The following is a 19,270-nucleotide window of genomic DNA, read 5'->3' as shown; positions in this document are numbered from 1 at the left end:
CCGCACGTCACTCCGCGTGCGGCGTTGCTGCATCTTCGGCGTGAACGGGCAGATCGAACCAGAAAATACTCCCGCCGTCCGGCCGATCTTCCATACCAATAGTGCCTTCGTGCGCCACGATCACCAGCTTGCAGAAGGCCAAACCCAAGCCAGTGCCGCGCCGCTCCTCGCCCGGTGCCTGGCTATACTTCTCAAAAATTCGCTCGCGCAGCACTTCGGGCACACCCGGCCCATTATCGCCCACCCACACGCGCACGCAACCCGCATCGGCCTGATAGCGCGCGCCGATCTCCAGCTCGCCTTCCAGCGACGCAAACTTGATCGCATTGCCCAGAAAATTTTCCAGCACGCGCTGCAGCAGGCGCACGTCGCCCGCCACCACGGGCAGGTCGTCGCCAACCCAGCGCCGCAAGGTCTGTTTGTTATGCTGTATCAGCGCCTTCATTGGTTGAAGCGCGTACTCGATCAGATCTGCTACGCTGAGCGGCACTAAATCCAGTTCCATGCGCCCAACTTCGAGCCTGCGCACATCCAGCACCGTATTCAGCTGTTCGAGCAAGCTCTCGGCGGCGCGATAGGTTTGCGACAAGAGCGCATGGCGCTCGTCGGGCGGAACAAAATCACCCGGCATCATCAGCATGTCGATACCCATGATCACGCCGGTGAGCGGGGTGCGCAGGTCGTGCACCAGCATATGCAGCATGTCATCGCGCATCTGCTCCAGCTCGACACGCGCGCTGATATCGCGGAATGAAACGACCGCCCCGGCGGCAATGCCCACGCCGCGCAGTGGCGCGTAGGCCCACTCGAAATGGCGGCCATCGGCCAGCTGGCAGGTGCCACTTGCGGCGGTGCGCGGCTGCGCCTGCCAGGCACGCACCAGATCACGAAACGTTTCGGGGGGTATCAAGGGTTTTTCGCGGGTATAGCGCACCCGCCGAAACCAGAGCGTCGGCCGCCCCACAATGCCTTTTTCCGGCACCGAAAACATGCGCTGCGCCGAACGATTGATCAGGCGCACGCGCGCATCTGCGTCGATCACCAGCACCGCATCGCTAATCGACTCAAGCACGGTGCGCAGATCATTGCGCGCCTGCTGAACCGTCGCAAACCTGCGACTATTCTGCAGGGCTGCCGATATCTGGCCCGCAAAGGCCGAGGCAAACCGTAAATCGGCCTGGGAGTAATGGCGTGGGGCGGTGGCGTAGAAGTTAAGGGTGCCAAAGTCGCTGCCACCGCTGCGCAAAGGCACAATCAGGGCCGATCGCATCCCCGAAGGTGCGTCGGCCTGATTGAGTTCATGGAGAATCAGGGCATGACCATTCACCAACGCCTGGCCAATTGCCCCGGCCTCGCGCGCATACGTTCGCCGGCGTGTAGCATCCTGCTCGCCAAGCAGCACCTGTTCCTGGTACGTCGCGCCATCGCTGCTGCACAGCGCAACTGAGCAATACTGGAAATCGAGCAGCCAGCGCGCCTCGCGCGTTACCACCTGCAGCACGCCCTCAAACGAAAGGTCGGTCTGCATCGCCAGCGTTACTTCGTTGAGCGCAGCCAGGCGCGCCGAAAGAGCCTGCGCTTCAGCGAGTAACGAGCGAACCTGCCCAACCAGCGCAGCCGAGTCTAGCTCGTGCAGCTGATTTTCAAGCGATGGCAGCGGGCGAACAACGCGACGCGGCATATCCTACCCAAGATTATCAATCGGCACACGAGCGCTGTCTGTGTAGGCGTTCACCGACGAAAACATGTCGGCGGTCGCAATCACCTCGAAAATTTCTTCGTCGCTCAGGTGGTGTTTGCGCAAGGCTGCATAATCGTTTTCGCTGAGCTTCAGCGGATCGGTGGCGGCGAGCAGGCCGAAGCGCAAAATGCTTTTGTCGCGGTCGGGCAAGGGGCAGTTTTCGTAGTCGCGCACCAGCATGTGCAGCACTTCTTCCGACATGCCAAGCGCGCTGAGGCCATGCAGGTGCACGCGCAGCGCATACTCGCTGCCATTCGCCTGCGAGATCAGAACACCAACCATTTCCTTGAGGGTGCGCGGCAGGTAGCCTTGCAGAATGGTCGCCCGAAACTTGTTCCAGTTGGCGCGGAGCAGCGTCGGGCGGATGGCCATAGACTTGAAGATATTCGGCACCATTCCAAATCCCAGTTCGCGCCGAATTTCATCGTACACTGCCACCACTTCAGGATCGGTCGCTTCTTCTTCGGGAATAAGTGGGAAGGTGTTCATCCTTTGCTCCTTACTATATGGCTGCATGGATGTAGGCAGGTCGTGGCATGGCTATGGTACCCTGAAATGGCGCAAGAAAGAAGAGAAGAACCCATTCAAACCAAAAACAATATGCGATCATCACTCGTAATCAGGGATAATGTGGCGCATTGTGGCGATGCCAGCACAGGGAGCGCGGCTGAAACACTTTGATCGCGCTCGCTGCAGCGGGCGCGCTCACAACAGCATCCACCGAGCGAGGGGCTTGCTCGGTGGATGCTGTTGTGAGAAACAACGGGAATGATACGACTGTTAGTTTGCGTGCATCCGCAGATAGTCGAGCACGCTCTGCGCCGCCGGGTCGATTGCCGCTGGCGCGTTCAGCGCCTCGTGCGCCTGAATGTAGCTCTGTGTTGCCGAAGCTGCCGGGTCAACTCCCGCTGGCGCGTTCAGCGCCTCGTGCGCCTGAATGTAGTTCTGCGTTGCCGAAGCTGCCGGGTCAACTCCCGCTGGCGCGCTCAGCACCTCGTGTGCGCGAATGTAGCTCTGCGTTGCCGACGCCACCGGGTCGATTGCCGCTGGCGCGCTCAGCGCCTCGTGCGCCTGAATGTAACGCATCATGCTGGGGGCGGCCGGGTCGGGCAGGGCCGAGAGCAGCGGTGTGTTGCGCGGCGCAAGCCGATAGGCCAGCCCTCCCGCTACCAGCACAACGATGATGCTTGCCACGATCATTTCCATCCACCGCCAGTTGCGCCAGTTCTTCTTGAGCGAAGGCCGAAGTTGCAGATTTGCGTTCATGGTGCCCTCCATTGCATTCACAGCTCGTTTTGCCTGAATGCATTACACCATGCTGGGGCCTGGCCCTGGGGCCACTTTGACTGACAGAAAGCATGACAAAAAGTGGTACAAAAAAATGCGGGAGCAGCTTGCGCCACCCCCGCACGAGTACCCTTGAAACCTCTAACGCTAGCGCCCGGCCATCGGCACGAACACGCGCGCGCCCGCGACCGCAACCGGCCCTTTCACACGCACAACAATTGGCGCGCCATCGCTTTGCAGGCTGGCGCCATCAGTTGCGTGGTAGTGGCTGTTCAGGATTGCCGTGCCAGCCGGGGCCCCCGCCGCCACGCGCACAACCAGCGTGCGCGTTGGTGTGGCATGCGCAGCAAAGGGCGCAATCGACCAGCTCACTTTGCCATTTGCAAACGTGCCGCCATCCGAGGCGCTGACAAACTGCGTGTATGGCGGCAGTGCGTCGGTGAGGGCAACCGCGCTGGTAACATTGCGGTTGGCGCTCAGCGCGAGCGTGTAGGTGAGCAGCTCGCCCGGATTTACCTCGACCGCCGGGCTGGCGCTGCCGGCGAGCAGCATCTGGCCGCTGGCACTGAGCGCGCCAGCCACAGCCAGGGCATAGGGCTGACTCTTGACGGGCACGTTGTAGCCGCGCACGCGAATGGTGTAGCGCCCTACGGCCGGGTGCGGAATGATCACACCTTCGACATTATTCAGCCGGTCGCCACCAGCCACGCCGTTGCCGCGATATTCGGTATTGTTCGGCCCAATTACCACAAGATCAAGGTCGTTCACAAGCTGTTTGGCGACCGAAAGCGACGCGGGTGGGTCGCTCCACGCCAGCATCACGCGCAGCGGCTGCGAGCTGTCGAGCACGTCGAGCGAGCGCGCCGCCGACGAAGTGTAAGAAACAGTTTGGCCGGTGCCAATGCCCTGCGTATGGTCGTCGACCCAAAGTGTATAGGGCTGCGCAGCGCTCATAAATGCCAGGTCGGCGCGGCCCCAGCCATCGACGCTGTTGGGCCGGGTGGTGGGGATTTCGCGCGCAGCGCCAGTGCCATACTGGCCAGGCCCAATGTCATAGGTGGTGTTAAGCAGCGTGGCCTTGACGGCAGCGGCGCTCGGGTTCAGCAGGCCGCGCGCCGCCAGCCACTGCCGCACAAGCGCGCCCGCGCCCGCCACCAGCGGGGTAGCCATCGAGGTGCCGCCCGAATAGGCGTAGTTCGCGTCGTACTCGCCCCAGAGCGTGTCGGCACCGGCAACGTGCGAGCGGTTGGAAAGAATATTCGTGCCGGGCGCGACAATATCGGGCTTGATACGACCATCGTCGGTTGGGCCGCGCGACGAGAATGCCGCCATGCCATTCGCGTTATTCGAAACCGAGTCTGAGGCGACTGGGTCAGCCGAAAGGCAAAATTTCTCGCCGCCGAAATAGACCCACAGCACCTGACTGTAGCCACCCTCGCTGCGTTCGCTTTCGCTTGCGCCTACGGTAATGACATTTTTCGCCGTGCCAGGAGCCACGAGCGAGTCGGGGTCGACTATACCGTCGTTGCCCAGGCAGAAGCCATACTCACCGCCCGGTACGCCATCACGCCCCGAGTTGCCCGCCGCGAAGAAGATCGCCATGTCGGGATGGTCCCATACGAACTGGTCGGTGCGCTGGGCAGTGGCGGGGTAGCGCCCAAACTGCGCGGCCGGGTCGCTGGCCGGGCCGGTTTCGTCGCCCCAGCTGTCGGAATGGATGCGCGCGCCGTCGGCATAGGCCTGGGCGAACATGGGGTAGTAGTCGTCGCCAAGGCCAACGACATTGTTCTCAGCATCGACTTCAAACGCCTGCACCACCAGCTTGGCCTCGGGCGCAACGCCCGCGAACGAGCCGCTGTATTTGTGCTTGCCCGGCTGCGCGCCCGACTGCACGCCCGCGCCAACCGCCGAGCCAGCGACGTGCGTGCCATGCCCAAACTCATCGGCCAGCGTGCCGCCCGGTGCGAGAATGTGCGCCGCTGCAATGCGGCCCGCGAAATCGGGGCTGAGCGTGGCTGGGTTGCCCGTATCCAGCCCCGAGTCGGCGATAGCGATCGTCTGCCCCGCGCCATACAGCCCGCGATCCTGCCACGCCGCATTGACGTGCATAAAGCCACGCGCCACGTCGTTCAGCAATTTGGGCTTGCCAGCAGGCTCAACCCAGCGCACCGCCGACAGGTTCGCCACTTGCAGCAGCGCGTTTGTATTGGGTAGCGCGGATGGCTGGACGGCGGCGGCGCGCAACTGGTTTGCCAGCGCGCTTTCCTGGCCGGGCCATGCGATCACTCGCAGTGGGCCGGGCGCTGTGCCACGTTCAAGCGCGCCATACAGCGCCGGGGAAATTTTATCGGCCAGGGTGAAGGGCTGCTGCGCCACCACTGCGGGAAGTTGCGCGGCGGCAGCAAGTTGCGCAGGCGTGCCACGCACCACGTAGGCAAATTCGGGAATATATTCAAGAATTTCGGTGCCCGTGGCCGCCAGCGCGTCGCGGTCGGCAGTGGCGATTGGGCCACCAAACTGAATAATCTGGTACTCGCCCGATGCGCCGGCAAGCAGCTGGCTGGCAGCCTGCGCGGGCGCAGCGTTGGGGCGTAAGCGTGCGCGGTGCAGTAACAAGGGCGGCGCGCTTGCAGGTTGCGCCCCTGCCGCCACCACCGAGGCAAGACAGCATGCAAAAAGAATCAAGACCTTCACGACGCGCATGAATCCTCCGATCGGCCAAGAAACGCGGGCGTATATGCAGAGAGACGGATACGGCCCATGCTACACAACTTCGTGTGCTCGTGCCATAGCCCATCTATCCTAACTCTTGGCGCAGCAAAGGAGTTACGCGTGGTGAATGAAGTGTGATACCAAACCCGTTTGATCCGTTTCGTTTCAGGTGCTACGCTGTGGCGAAAGGGGAACGCAGCACCTGAATTATTCGCGGATGGAGTGGGGTATGCTCAGACGCGTTGCACGTCGTTCGCCATGCGCTCGCAGAACAGCAGGGTGCCGGCAGCCACACAGATCGGAATGGCGAGCAGATTGAGCAGGGGAACACTGACCAGGCCAAGGGCAACCAGGCCAAAGCCGCCGGTGGCAGGCAGGTGGCGGCGAATCGCGCCCAGCTTTTGGCGGAAGCCGAGCTGCCGGCGCTCAAGCGGGTAATCGAGAAAGTCGAGGCAGGCGATCGTCGCGCCCAGCGCGATGCTGCCAGCGGTGGCCAGCACCTGGCCGGCAACCGGGATAAAATTCAGCAGCAGCAGCAGCGCGCCAACGAGCAGCACCAGCACAAGCTTCTTCATCTCGAAGCCAAGCGCGCGGCCCAGGTCGCGCAGCGCCATGGCCAGGCCGCTGCCAGCCTCGGGCAGGGTTCCGCGCTGCATCTGCTCGATCTGCTCGGACATGCGGGCATACCAGGGCGCGCCCAGCACCACGCCAAAGCGCACCAGCACAAAGCCCGTGCCGATCAGCAGCAGCACAATCAGCGCCACCCGCAGAAGCGCGCCAAACGCCGCCGCCCAGCCCGGCAGCGTCGCCACCGCGCCGTCGATTGCGCGAAAACCGGCGAACAGCAACCCAGCATACAGTGTCGCTCCCACCAGCACATTCACCAGAATCGGCACCAGCACAAAGCGCCACAGGCGCGGCGTGCCACCGATTATGCGCAGGGCGCGAAATGGATAGACCAGGCCAGCAATCAATGCTTGTATCATTATTCTCCTCGGGCAGCGCAGCGGGCGAAAATAGTAGCGGGCAGAGCCAGAAGGCCCTACCCGCTGAGACGTTGCGCGTCATGCGATGGTTGCGCTAGATGCCCGAGCCGTACGACGTTTCGTTGGTGCTGGGCTCGGCGCCACTGCCATCCGCGCCAAGCCGGCGCGTTTCGCCAAAGGCCGGGTAGCTTGCTGGCGTGGTGTCAGTGCTGGTTGGCGCATTCTTATTGATCCAGCCCTGAATCTTATCGCGGTTGCGCCAGGCATACAGGCCACCGGCAGCCAGCAGCGCCAGCAGGGCGCTCGAACGGTTCTTCGGATACATTGTGTTCTCCTCTCTCAGGTGGCGGCGCGCTGGCCGCACATTGTACTCCTGGTTCTGCACGCTGGCAGATACAGGCCTTCCTTTGCAACATGCGTACCGCGATTCTCCGACTTGCGGTTTACGGCATCACAATGCCGGAACCGCATGCTGTCGCGTTCGCCAGCGCGCCAGGGAGGGTGCAGCCGCGTAGCCAGCCCACAGCAAAGCGAACGCCAGCGGGGCCGTGCTGAGCGCGAAGCGCGGCATCAGCGTGAGCGTACCTACCAGCAGCGCACCGCCATAAAAGCATACAGTGAGCGCCAGAGCGGCGACCAGCGGCCGCCAGTGGCGCTGCCCCGCCAGGTCGATCAGAAACGCCGCCGGCAGCAACATGGCCGGGATGAACGACAAAGGGAATTCGGCCAGCGCCAGCACGGCGTAGGCAAGCGCCCGCCCCAGCAGGTAGATCAGCGCCGTGGCGGTTGCAGCCCAGCGCCAGCCCAGCACCGGCCGCGCCGTCGCCATGGCCAGCGTGCCCACCGCCACCAGCCACAGTGGGTACACCCAGTGCGGAATGCCACCCTCGATAAAGGCGATTGGGTTGCGGCCGGCCAGCGCCAGCAGCTCCGCGCTGGCGCGCGACTGGCCGCGCAGGTAGGCGTCGATTGCCAGCACGCCATATTCCTGCTGGCTCAGCTGAAACAGCGCGTCGTCGAGCAGCAGCCCCCAGAATGCCAGGCCGAACGCCAGCCGCCAGCGGCCAGCCGGCAGCGTGTGCAGCATGGCCCAGATCACGCCCAGCAGCAGGATCGTGGTAGCTGCAAAGGTCAGCAGGTGGCTTGGGCTCCACACCGTCACATCCAGACCAAAAATCAGGTGATTCAGCGCATCCAGCAGCACCGAAAGGAGAAACAGCGCGAAGCCGCCCTGCATGATCATCAAGCCGATGCGATCGGTTCCTTTGCCCGTCAGCGTATGAAAAACAATCAGCGCGGCCGCAATCGCCGAACCGCTGATGTTCACCAGATGTGGCGCTTCGAACACGCCAAACGGGTAGCGGAAATGCCAGGCCACGTCCCAGGCTGAACCGCCATGCTTCAGCAGAAACGCGATCAGCCACAGCCCAAACACAACCAGCACGAAGCCTTCGTTCCGCGATGCGCGGGCACCTTCACCATCATGACGAAGCATACGCATACCTCCCACCATATGATATAAACCAGTTACAACTCCGGCCAGCTGCGCCAGAGCTTCGTTTATGCATAGTGTTGGTGATAATACTGAAGCTGACGTCCGGAGCTACTAAAGAGTTGCGTCTATGGTCGCACAAAATGGTCAGCACGGGGCTGGAACTACCTCGCTATTTCCTACGCACCTGTGTCGTGCGGCGGCGCAAAAATTTGCTATAATCGTGCAGTTCCTCAATCGCGCTACGCAACACAATGGGGGCAGCATGACTGCAGCACAACCACATCCACGACCATATTTTCGCACGCCAAGCATCTCGCCCGATGGCCAGCAGCTGGTTTTTCTCTACGCCGCCGACCTCTGGCTCGCGCCGATTGGCGGCGGTGGAGCCGAGCGCATCACCGCCCACCGCGCCGGCAACAGCGCGCCGCGCTGGTCGCCCGATGGCCGCCAGCTGGCCTTTAGCTCGTGGCGCGCCACGTCGTTCGATATCTACGTGCTTTCGCTCGACGGCGGCGAGACGCGCCGTATTACGGCACACCGCGCCGGCAACAGCGCCGAGGCATGGTCGCCCGATGGCCAGTTCATCTACTTCACGTCGGGGCGCGAGCACCAGAGCGCGGCGATCTACCGCGTGGCAGCGGGCGGCGGCACGCCAGTGGCCTGGCTCAGCCAGCCCTACGAGCAGATCAGCAACCTTGCGCCCGCGCCCGACGGCGCCACGCTGGCCTTCAACGTCGTGCGCGACCGCTGGTGGCGGCGCGGGCCAAACCCCTACGGCGGCTCGGATCTGTGGCTGGTGAGCAACGCGCCCCACGCAACCGACTACCGCAAGATCAGCGATTACCTGGGCCTGAACAGCTGGCCGATGTGGGCGGGCGACGGGCAAGGGCTGTTTTTCGTTTCCGACCGCGACGGCATCGAAAACATCTGGTTTCAGCCGCTGGGCGGCCCGGCCGAGCAGATCACGCGCTTCGCGGAAGGCCGCCTCTTGTGGCCTTCGATCAGCGCCGACGGCAGCACCATCGTTTTCGAGCGCGATTTCTCGATCTGGCGGCTCGATGTGCCCAGCCGCGAAGCCGCGCCCATCGCGCTGCGCGTCAGCGCCGACAGCCGCGCCACGCCAGTGTATACCGACACCTTCACGCGTGCCAGCGAGCTGGCGCTCGCGCCCGATGGCAAGAAGATCGCGTTTGTCTGGCACGGCGAGGTGTTTGCCGATTTTGCCGACAAAGAAACCGACAAAGAGCAGCGCCAGGGCGTGGCATTCCGCGTCACCAACACGCCCGCGCGCGAGCAGGCCATTGATTGGTCGCCCAACAGCCGCGCGCTGGCCTACACCTCGGATCGAAACGGCGACGAGGAAATCTACCGCTACGACTTCCTGATGCGCCAGGAAACCCGCCTGACCGACAGCCCTGGCCCCAAACACGCGCCCGTTCACTCGCCCGACGGCAAGTGGATCGCCTATGCCTGCGGCGACGACGAGATTCGCCTGCTGGAGGTTGCCACTGGTGCCGACACGCCCTTTGTGCGCGCCCCGCGCGACTACCACACCGACTATTCGTGGTCGCCCGACAGCGCCTGGCTGGCGTTTACCGCGCTCGACGACCAGCAGTTCGAAAACCTGTATGTCCAGCGCGTTGGCGAAACCAGCGCCCACCAGATCACCTTTCTCAGCAACATCGACAGCTATAGCCCAATCTGGTCGCCCAACGGACGTTTCATTCTGTTCAGCACGCGCCAGTATCGCAACGAAACCCAGATCGCTCGCGTCGATTTGCAGCCGCTCGCGCCCTTCTTCCGCGAGGCCGAGTTCGACCGTTTGTTTGAAAATAAAGAGCCGCGTGCCGAGCCGAAAGATCCGCAGCCACCTGCCGCGCCACTGCCAGACTCACCTCCAAGCGAACCGGCCCAGCCCGCCAGCACCGCCGACGCCGCGCCCGCAGCGCAGCTCGACCCGCCCACGCCCGAGCCGCAGCCCGAACCACAGCCCGCCGCGCCGCCCGCGCCCGAGCCGCAACCCGAGCCAAAAGCGCCCGCGCAGCCCGGCGTCGAGATCGTGTTCGAGGGCGTTGCGCGCCGGCTGCGCTTTCTGACGCCCACGCAAATGGATGCCTGGCTGCAATGCATCAGCCCCGACAGCCGCGACATGATTTTCCGCGCCAGCGTAGCCGGCAAATCGAACCTGTGGACGCAGCCGCTCGACGAAGCGCGCCGCGATCAGCCGCCGCGCCAGCTGACCGTGAGCCCGGGCGGCAAGTGGTGCGTGCAGTTCGCGCCCGATGGCAAAAGCTATTTCTACCTCGACAACGGCCAGGTGTTTACGCGCAAATTCCCCAGCGGCGACCAGACGCAGATCCCAATCGCCGCCGAGGTCGTGATCGACTTCCAGCAGGAAAAGCGCCAGATTTTCGACGAGTGCTGGCGCCTGATCCGCGACCGCTTCTACGACCCGACGTTTCGCGGGCTCGATTGGCGGGCCGCCCACGCGCAGTTTGCGCCGCTCGCCGCCGGCGCGCAAACCCCCGACGACCTGCACACCGTCATTCGCCTGATGGTTGGCGAGCTGCGCGCTTCGCACCTGGGCATTGGCGGCGGCGGCGGCTACGACGAGCACGACGGCTATGTGGGCATTCTGTTCGACGCCGCCGAGCAGGCGCGCAGCGGCCGCCTGGTCGTCGCGTCGATCATCCCCGACAGCCCGGCCGCCCTGCCGGTGGATGGCCGCACCATCGCGCCCGGCGACGAGCTGCTGGCCGTGAATGAGATCGAAATCCAGCCCGGCGCGAATATCGACAGCCTGCTGCACCGCACGGCCGGCCGGCGCGTGCGCCTGCGCCTGGCCCCCGCTGGCGGCGAGCCATACGAGCTGGCGCTGCGCCCGGTCGCTTCCGCCGCCTACGATCAGCTGCGCTACCGTGGCTGGGTGCATGCCAACAAAGCCTATGTCAATAAAGTCAGCAATGGCCGGCTGGGCTATGTCCATATTCGGCGCATGGATTACGGTTCTTACCAGCAGTTCCTGGTCGATCTCGACAGCGAGAACCACAGCAAGGCCGGCGTGATTGTCGACCTGCGCTTTAACCCGGGCGGCTTCATTTCGACCTTCATTCTGGATGTGCTGGCGCGGCGCAGCGTGCTGCTGAAAACCTTCCGCAACCGCCGCCCAATCGATGCGGGCTACGCCAGCGGCAATCGCCTGCTCAATAAACCAACCATTCTCGTCATCAATGAAAATTCCCACTCCAACGCCGAGATCATGGCCGAAAGCTACCGGCGGCTGGGCCTGGGGAAGGTGGTGGGTCGGCCCAGCGGAGGCGCGGTGATCGGCACCTACGACTACCCGCTGATCGACGGCACGAACTTCCGCCTGCCGCGCCAGAAGGTCGCCACGCCCGAGGGCGAAGACCTCGAAGGCAAAGGGCGCACCGTCGACATCGACGCCGAGCTGCCGCTGGGCGAGTGGGCGCGCGGCATCGACCGCCAGCTCGACGCGGCGGCGGCAGCGCTGCTCGCGCAGATCGACGCGGGGTGAGCACGGGGTGACGGGGTGAGAGGGTGATGGGGTGAAAGGGTGAAGGGGTGAGAAATTCATCCTTTCACCCTTTTCTTTTAGCCCAGCGATGACAGGCGAACGACCAACGACGAATGACGAACGACCAACCGAAATATTCACCGCAAAGCGCGCAAAGAGCGCAGGGATGCGGAATTCTGGCACGCTTCGATACGGCCTGACGGCCTACTCAGGATGCCAACCTGAAACAGGCGTATGCGATACGCCCCGGCGGCAACCTTCCAACCTGCAACCTTCCAACCTGCAACAGGCGTATGCGATACGCCCCGGCGGCAACCTTCCAACCTGCAACCTTCCAACCTGCAACAGGCGTATGCGATACGCCCCGGCGGCAACCTTCCAACCTGCAACCTTCCAACCTGAAACATTCCAACCTGAAACAGGCGTATGCGATACGCCCCGGCGGCAACCTTCCAACCTGCAACATTCCAACCTGAAACAGGCGTATGCGATACGCCCCGGCGGCAACCTTCCAACCTGCAACCTTCCAACCTGAAACAGGCGTATGCGATACGCCCCGGCGGCAACCTTACTCAGCACTCAAACCTACCCTCGCTATGCTGCCAGCGGGCGCTCGGCCCAGCGCGCAACATTCGCCACAATCGGCGCGGGGTGCTCGAACACGCTGAGCATAAGCTGGTGGTAGTAGCACTCCTCGGCCGAGCGCAGGTAGACCTCGGGGTGGCGGCGGCGGTGCGCGTCTGCCGCTGCCTCACTCATCAGCCCGGCCAGCACGCGCGGCAGCAGGTCGGCCGCGCCGCTGCCCTCGTCGAACTGCTGCTTGCGCCGCCACGCAATCGCGGGCGGCAGCAGATCTTCAAACGCCTTGCGCAGAATCCACTTCTCCTGCGCGTGCGCGTGCGGCAGCTTCAGCGCGGCCGGGATGCGCTGCCCCAGCTCGATCATCCGCAGGTCGAGGAATGGCACGCGCCCTTCGATTGCGTGCGCCATCGTCATCCGGTCGACGCGCTGGAGATTGATGTTGTGCAGCGTGGTGATCGAGCGCCGCAGCTCGCGGTGCAGGCTGACGTGGTCGCCAATGCTTTTGTGGTAGGTGTAGCCGGCAAACAGCTCATCCGCGCCCTCGCCTGTCAGGATGACCTTCACATACTGCGCGGCCAGGCGCGAGGTGAAGTAGCACGGTATCGCGCTGCGCACCAGATCCTGGTCGAAGGACTCAAGGTGGTAGATGATCGTCGGCAGCGCGGCCAGCACCTCGGCGGCCGTCATCACATATTCGTGGTGCTGCGTGCCCAGGTGCTGCGCCACCGCGCGCGCCGCCAGCAGATCGGGGCTGCCTGCCACGCCCACCGCAAAGCTGTGCAGCTTGCTGATCTGCCTGCGCGTCAGCGCGGCGATGATGCTGCTGTCGAGCCCGCCTGAAAGAAACACGCCCAGCGGCACATCGCTCATCAGGTGCGTGCCAACCGCCCATTCCAGCGTGGCGCGCAGCTCGGCGATATACGCTTCGGCGGTGTCGTCAATCGGCGGCGTGTCGGGCAGCTCGTAGAAGCTCGCAAAGCCGCTGTCGGAGCTGTAGCACGCGCCGGGCGGGAATTCGCGCACATTCTCGCACTGCCCAGTCAGCGCCTTCAGTTCGGAGGCAAACAGCACCACGCCGTCGCGCTCGCCATAGTAGAGCGGCTTGATGCCGATCGGGTCGCGCGCCAGCACCAGCCGGTCGCCCTCGGCGATGGCAAAGGCATACATCCCTTCCAGGTGCCGCAGCGCGCCGAGGCCGTGCGCGTCGTACAGGTGCAGAATGGCCTCGCTGTCGCTGGCGGTGCGGAAGGTGTAGCGCCCCGCCAGCGCGGGCCGCAGCTGCGGGTAGTTGTAGATCTCGCCATTCGCGATCAGCGCGCGCGCCCCGCCGGCGTCGAAGATCGGCTGGTGGCCGCCCTGTGGGTCCATGATGCTCAGCCGCCGGTGGCCCAGCACGCCTGCACCGCCCGGCGACTGGTAGAGGCCATGGTCATCTGGCCCGCGATGGCTGAGCACATCGAGCATACGCCGCACTGGCGCCGGGTCGTTCGCGCCCCAAAGCCCTGCAATTCCGCACATTGCTGCACTCCTTCTGTGGCCTGTTCGGGTGCCGCGTATACTACCCGATCCCGCCGCGCGGTACAAGGCCGACGACTGGGATATCAACCACAGAGATATTACGTTGAAGAACGGGTCGGGCCAAGGACTTTGTTTGGGTCAAAGGGCGTTTTATGCTTGAGTACACCATAGACCACGTGCAACAACTTGCGCATCACCGCACCGATGATCACACCCTTGGCTTTGCCGCGCGCTGCCAGCCGTTCCGCAAACGCCTTGAACCCTTCGCATCGTCGCATCGCCACAATTGCCGGCCAGTACAGCGCCGCTCGCACGCTCGCCTTGCCCACTTTCGAGAGGTGTGTTCGCCGCCGCACACTCGTTCCCGATTCGTGCTGCGCCGGTGTTACTCCCGCGTCTGCCGCCAGCGCCTTGGCCGATGTATACGCGTCGATATCGCAGAACTCCCCCAGCAACTTAGCGGCAGTGATTGTACCTATTCCGACAATCGCCGTGAGAAGCGCAGCTTGCTCGCCCAGGTCACGCTCGTCTTTGAGATGCTGTTTGAGTTGTGCCTCGACGCTTGTGATCTGCTCCTCTACGCTTGCCAGAACCGTTTCAAGCGACGTGCGCACCACCGTGTCGCTGGTATCGCCCAAGCGATTGGACAGTTGCGTGCGCGTTTGGAGCAAGTCGTCGCGATGGCGTGTGAGCGCACGCAAGCGGCGCTGGGCGGCAGAGGGTGGTGTCCAGGCTTCGGGCTGGCATTGCAAGCAGAACAACGCAATGATGCGGCTATCCTGTTTGTCGGTCTTGGTGCGCATCATCTGGCTTTGGGCAAAACCCTTGATACGGGCAGGGTTAACCACACTGACGATGTGCTGAGCATCGGCGAGGAAGGCAGCCAGCGCTTCCCAATAGACATTGGTTGCCTCCATACAGGCATGCACGTGCTCAATGTGCTGGGAGCGAAGCCACTGCTGGAGCTGCTCAAAACCAGCGGAGGTGTTCGGAAACTGCTTGTGGCGACGGTCGCCACCCTCACGCAGCAGGGTGACATCGAAGGTGAGTTTGGCGAGGTCAATGCCGAGAATGTGCATGATAGCTCTCCAAAGGACAAGAAAAGGAGCTTGTTTCGGACCAGTCTTGAGGCTACGTGCTCGTGGGCACTGGGATCTTACACGGTCTTGTGAAACAAGCGATACGATGCATCGAAAGCCATTCTCTGTGACAGCGTCGAGCGCATCGGTCTTTTGCGGCCTTGAGATGCATCAAGGCATAGGATAGCAGAGCCAAGCCACTTCTGCGAGCCTTCATTGGTCTTTTGTTGACCCGCCCCACTTGGCGGCTTTTTAGACAAGATATTACGTTGAAGAACGGGTCGGGCCAAGGACTTTGTTTGGGTCAAAGGGCGTTTTATGCTTGAGTACACCATAGACCACGTGCAACAACTTGCGCATCACCGCACCGATGATCACACCCTTGGCTTTGCCGCGCGCTGCCAGCCGTTCCGCAAACGCCTTGAACCCTTCGCATCGTCGCATCGCCACAATTGCCGGCCAGTACAGCGCCGCTCGCACGCTCGCCTTGCCCACTTTCGAGAGGTGTGTTCGCCGCCGCACACTCGTTCCCGATCTGTGCTGCGCCGGTGTTACTCCCGCGTCTGCCGCCAGCGCCTTGGCCGATGTATACGCGTCGATATCGCAGAACTCCCCCAGCAACTTAGCGGCAGTGATTGTACCTATTCCGACAATCGCCGTGAGAAGCGCAGCTTGCTCGCCCAGGTCACGCTCGTCTTTGAGATGCTGTTTGAGTTGTGCCTCGACGCTTGTGATCTGCTCCTCTACGCTTGCCAGAACCGTTTCAAGCGACGTGCGCACCACCGTGTCGCTGGTATCGCCCAAGCGATTGGACAGTTGCGTGCGCGTTTGGAGCAAGTCGTCGCGATGGCGTGTGAGCGCACGCAAGCGGCGCTGGGCGGCAGAGGGTGGTGTCCAGGCTTCGGGCTGGCATTGCAAGCAGAACAACGCAATGATGCGGCTATCCTGTTTGTCGGTCTTGGTGCGCATCATCTGGCTTTGGGCAAAACCCTTGATACGGGCAGGGTTAACCACACTGACGATGTGCTGAGCATCGGCGAGGAAGGCAGCCAGCGCTTCCCAATAGACATTGGTTGCCTCCATACAGGCATGCACGTGCTCAATGTGCTGGGAGCGAAGCCACTGCTGGAGCTGCTCAAAACCAGCGGAGGTGTTCGGAAACTGCTTGTGGCGACGGTCGCCACCCTCACGCAGCAGGGTGACATCGAAGGTGAGTTTGGCGAGGTCAATGCCGAGAATGTGCATGATAGCTCTCCAAAGGACAAGAAAAGGAGCTTGTTTCGGACCAGTCTTGAGGCTACGTGCTCGTGGGCACTGGGATCTTACACGGTCTTGTGAAACAAGCGATACGATGCATCGAAAGCCATTCTCTGTGACAGCGTCGAGCGCATCGGTCTTTTGCGGCCTTGAGATGCATCAAGGCATAGGATAGCAGAGCCAAGCCACTTCTGCGAGCCTTCATTGGTCTTTTGTTGACCCGCCCCACTTGGCGGCTTTTTAGACAAGACACAGAGGCACGGAGGGTTTGCACGTTTGAAGGTTTACAGGTTCCACGTTCGCACGTTGCAGGTTTACCAGTTTACAGGTTCCACGTTCGCACGTTGCAGGTTACTGCCTCCTGCCCACTGCCTCCTGCCTCCTGCCTCCTGCCTCCTGCCTCCTGCCTCCTGCCCACTGCCCACTGCCCACTGCCCACTGCCCACTGCCCACTGCCCACTGCCCACTGCCTCCTGCCCACTGCCTCCTGCCCACTGCCTCCTGCCCACTGCCTCCTGCCCACTGCCTCCTGCCGACCGCTCCCCCGCTCCGCGTGGTACCATGGGCACGCTTCCACCCGAACGAGAAATGAGCCTGCAATGATCGAATCGACCCTCACGCACCTGGAGTGCGGCATGTGCGGCGCAACCTACCCAGCCGACCAGCTGTGGAACCTGTGCCCAGCCTGCGCGCGCCCACTGCTCGCCCGCTACGACCTCGCACGCGCCCGCGCCACGCTCACGCCCGAGGCGCTGCGCGAGCGCCCGCCCACGCTGTGGCGCTACGCCGAAGTGCTGCCCGTGCGCAGCGCCGAGCGCCGCCTGAGCCTGGGCGAAGGCTGGACGCCGCTGCTCCATGCTGCGCGCCTGGGCGAGCGGATCGGCTGCCCAAACACCTTTGTGAAAGACGAATCGCTTAACCCGACCGGCAGCTTCAAGGCGCGCGGCCTGGGCGTGGCCGTGAGCCGCGCCGCCGAGCTGGGCGCGCGCGAGCTGGCCATCCCCAGCGCGGGCAATGCCGCCGGGGCCATGAGCGCCTATGCCGCGCTGGCCGGGCTGCCCGCGCACGTCTTTATGCCCGCCGACGTGCCGCAGCCCTTTCGCGCCGAGTGCCTGGCGCTGGGCGCGCGCGTCACCCTGGTCGACGGCCTGATCAACGACTGTGGCGCGCGCGTGCGGGCCGGCGCAGCCGAACACGGCTGGTTCGACCTGAGCACGCTCAAGGAGCCGTACCGCCTGGAAGGCAAAAAGACCATGGGCTACGAGCTGGCCGAACAGTTTGGCTGGCGTCTGCCCGATGTCATCATTTACCCAACGGGTGGAGGAACAGGACTGGTGGGCATGTGGAAGGCCTTCGACGAAATGGAAGCGATGGGCTTGATCGGGCCCCGCCGCCCGCGCATGGTGAGTGTGCAAGCCACAGGCTGCGCGCCAATCGTGCAGGCGTTTCGCGCCGGCGAAGAGCACGCGGAGCTATGGCAGGGCGCGCACACCGTCGCCGATGGGCTGCGCGTGCCCGTTGCCGTCGGCGATTTCCTGATCATCCGCGCCATTCGCGCCAGCGGCGGCACCGCCCTCGCCGTCGACGACGCCGCGATGATTGAGCACACCAACCTGATGGGCGCGCATACCGGCATCTTTGCCGCGCCCGAGGGCGGCGCGTGCCTGGCCGCGCAGGTGGCATTGCTGGCCCAGGGCTGGATCGCCCCCGACGAGACGGTGGTGCTGTTCAATACCGGCACTGGCCTGAAGTATGCGCACTTGTGGGGGTCGCAGGAACAAGGGAATGGGGATTGGAGGGCAGAGGTGTGAGTTTCGCCCTGTGCGAGATGCCCCGCGCCCTGTGCGAGATGCCCCGCGCCCTGTGCGAAATGCCCCGCGCCCTGTGCGAAATGCCCCGCGCCCTGTGCGAAATGCCCCGCGCCCTGTGCGAAATGCCCCGCGCCCTGTGCGAAATGCCCCGCGCCCTGTGCGAAATGCCCCGCGCCCTGTGCGAGATGTCCTGCCTCCGTTGTGCCAAAAAGCCGGCAGTATCCGACAGAGGCTTCTGCTCACAAAACTCTACTGGCTTGTGTTCGCCCCAAGGCAGGATCACGAGCGTTGCGCTTGATACTGGCGCTCATTGCCGGAAGGGGTTCGGGAAACCGGCAAGGATTCCTCCGGTCGGCTTGTCCTGAGCCTGTCGAAGGAGGGCACGGGGGCCGGGTGCCCTTTGGGCGTGCCGCGATATAAACACAAACAACTCACCCAAGCCAGTTTGCTCGGGCCGCAGGGCCGCCGGGGCTCGCGCCGCCCCGGCACCCGGCGTCGGGGCTATCGCCCCGAACCCCAAATTTGATGTGGCTGGTTTCCGCAGTGCTGGCGTTTCATGCCTCTGTTGTGCCGAAAGGCTGGCAACGGACGAAGTAAGCATCGTTGTTTATGAAGCATTCAAGCTGGCACGTACTACATCGCCAGATGCCAGCGCACCCCGCAACGGAGGCATGACCGTGCTACTTTTCGTTTGCCGATCACGTTCTTTGAAGGGTTCGGGGCAACGCCCCGACGGTGGGGTTGTTAGGGGCCGCCGTCGGCCCCTGACCGCGGGGCACGGGGTCGCGCAGACCCCGACAAACACTCGTTTCGCCACCATGCCTCCGTTGTGCCAAAAAGCTGGCAACGGATGAGAGAAGCAGCGTTGTTTACAGAAACATTCTATCTGGCACGCACTACATCGCCAGATGCCAGCGCACCCCGCAACGGAGGCATGACCGTACTGCTCTTCATCTATCGATCACGTTCTTTGAGGGGTTCGGGGCAACGCCCCGACGGCGGGGTTGTTAGGGGCCGCCGTCGGCCCCTGACCGCGGGGCACGGGGTCGCGCAGACCCCGACAAACATTCTTTTCGCCGCTATGCCTCCGTTGTGCCAAAAAGCTGGCAACGGACGAAGTAAGCATCGTTGTTTGTAAAAGCACTCAAGCTGGCACGTACTACATCGCCAGATGCCAGCGCATCCCGCAACGGAGGCATGACCGTGCTGCTCTTCATCTATCGATCACGTTCTTTGAGGGGTTCGGGGCAACGCCCCGACGGCGGGG

General features: G+C 63.4%; 12 protein-coding genes. 2 read left to right on the top strand and 10 right to left on the bottom strand.

The genetic code is table 11. The features are described 5' to 3' along the window. Window positions 1-7: 7 nt before the first annotated feature. The 7 genes from M1P90_RS02035 to M1P90_RS02005 all read right to left on the bottom strand — a co-directional run bounded on the left by M1P90_RS02035 (window position 8) and on the right by M1P90_RS02005 (window position 8,221). On the bottom strand, window positions 8-1,681 hold the full coding sequence (locus M1P90_RS02035) for an ATP-binding protein (protein ID WP_483700987.1): 1,674 nt from the start codon (window positions 1,679-1,681) through the stop codon (window positions 8-10). Window positions 1,682-1,684: 3 nt separating this feature from the next. Continuing rightward, on the bottom strand, window positions 1,685-2,230 hold the full coding sequence (locus tag M1P90_RS02030) for a carboxymuconolactone decarboxylase family protein (protein ID WP_483700986.1): 546 nt from the start codon (window positions 2,228-2,230) through the stop codon (window positions 1,685-1,687). A 291-nt stretch (window positions 2,231-2,521) separates the two neighbouring features. Further along, window positions 2,522-3,007: a hypothetical protein gene (locus tag M1P90_RS02025; protein ID WP_483700985.1), complete on the bottom strand. Its 486-nt coding sequence runs from the start codon at window positions 3,005-3,007 to the stop codon at window positions 2,522-2,524. A 168-nt stretch (window positions 3,008-3,175) separates the two neighbouring features. Next, window positions 3,176-5,722 carry a S8 family serine peptidase gene (locus M1P90_RS02020; RefSeq protein WP_483700984.1) on the bottom strand — a complete coding sequence of 849 codons (2,547 nt, stop codon included), beginning with the start codon at window positions 5,720-5,722 and terminating at the stop codon, window positions 3,176-3,178. A gap of 251 nt (window positions 5,723-5,973) precedes the next feature. After that, a complete protein-coding gene (locus tag M1P90_RS02015; protein ID WP_483700983.1) occupies window positions 5,974-6,726 on the bottom strand; it encodes an EI24 domain-containing protein in 753 nt (250 codons plus the stop codon). 94 nt (window positions 6,727-6,820) lie between these two features. Further along, the gene (locus tag M1P90_RS02010) at window positions 6,821-7,051 is read right to left on the bottom strand and encodes a hypothetical protein (protein WP_483700982.1); all 231 of its coding nucleotides are present in this window, start codon (window positions 7,049-7,051) and stop codon (window positions 6,821-6,823) included. 126 nt (window positions 7,052-7,177) lie between these two features. Then, window positions 7,178-8,221: a hypothetical protein gene (locus M1P90_RS02005; RefSeq protein WP_483700981.1), complete on the bottom strand. Its 1,044-nt coding sequence runs from the start codon at window positions 8,219-8,221 to the stop codon at window positions 7,178-7,180. A gap of 262 nt (window positions 8,222-8,483) precedes the next feature. Between M1P90_RS02005 and M1P90_RS02000 the strand changes: the two genes are divergently transcribed. Next, window positions 8,484-11,756 (top strand): S41 family peptidase, encoded by a 3,273-nt coding sequence (locus tag M1P90_RS02000; RefSeq protein ID WP_483700980.1) that lies wholly within the window; start codon window positions 8,484-8,486, stop codon window positions 11,754-11,756. Between the two features lie 594 nt (window positions 11,757-12,350). Here the strand turns inward: M1P90_RS02000 and asnB are convergent. The 3 genes from asnB to M1P90_RS01985 form a co-directional block, all read right to left on the bottom strand. Next, complete coding sequence (asnB, locus tag M1P90_RS01995; RefSeq protein ID WP_483700979.1) at window positions 12,351-13,856, bottom strand: asparagine synthase B; 1,506 nt, start codon at window positions 13,854-13,856, stop codon at window positions 12,351-12,353. A 98-nt stretch (window positions 13,857-13,954) separates the two neighbouring features. Beyond that, a complete protein-coding gene (locus tag M1P90_RS01990) occupies window positions 13,955-14,935 on the bottom strand; it encodes an IS110 family RNA-guided transposase (protein ID WP_483698797.1) in 981 nt (326 codons plus the stop codon). Window positions 14,936-15,199: 264 nt separating this feature from the next. Then, window positions 15,200-16,180: an IS110 family RNA-guided transposase gene (locus M1P90_RS01985; RefSeq protein ID WP_483697866.1), complete on the bottom strand. Its 981-nt coding sequence runs from the start codon at window positions 16,178-16,180 to the stop codon at window positions 15,200-15,202. Between the two features lie 611 nt (window positions 16,181-16,791). On the opposite strand from M1P90_RS01985, the gene M1P90_RS01980 reads away from it, so the two are divergent. Continuing rightward, a complete protein-coding gene (locus M1P90_RS01980) occupies window positions 16,792-18,003 on the top strand; it encodes a threonine synthase (RefSeq protein WP_483700978.1) in 1,212 nt (403 codons plus the stop codon). The last annotated feature ends 1,267 nt before the right edge of the window (window positions 18,004-19,270 follow it).

Source organism: Kouleothrix sp. 19917, from assembly GCF_057073505.1.
This window is presented reverse-complemented; position numbering and strand designations above follow the sequence as displayed.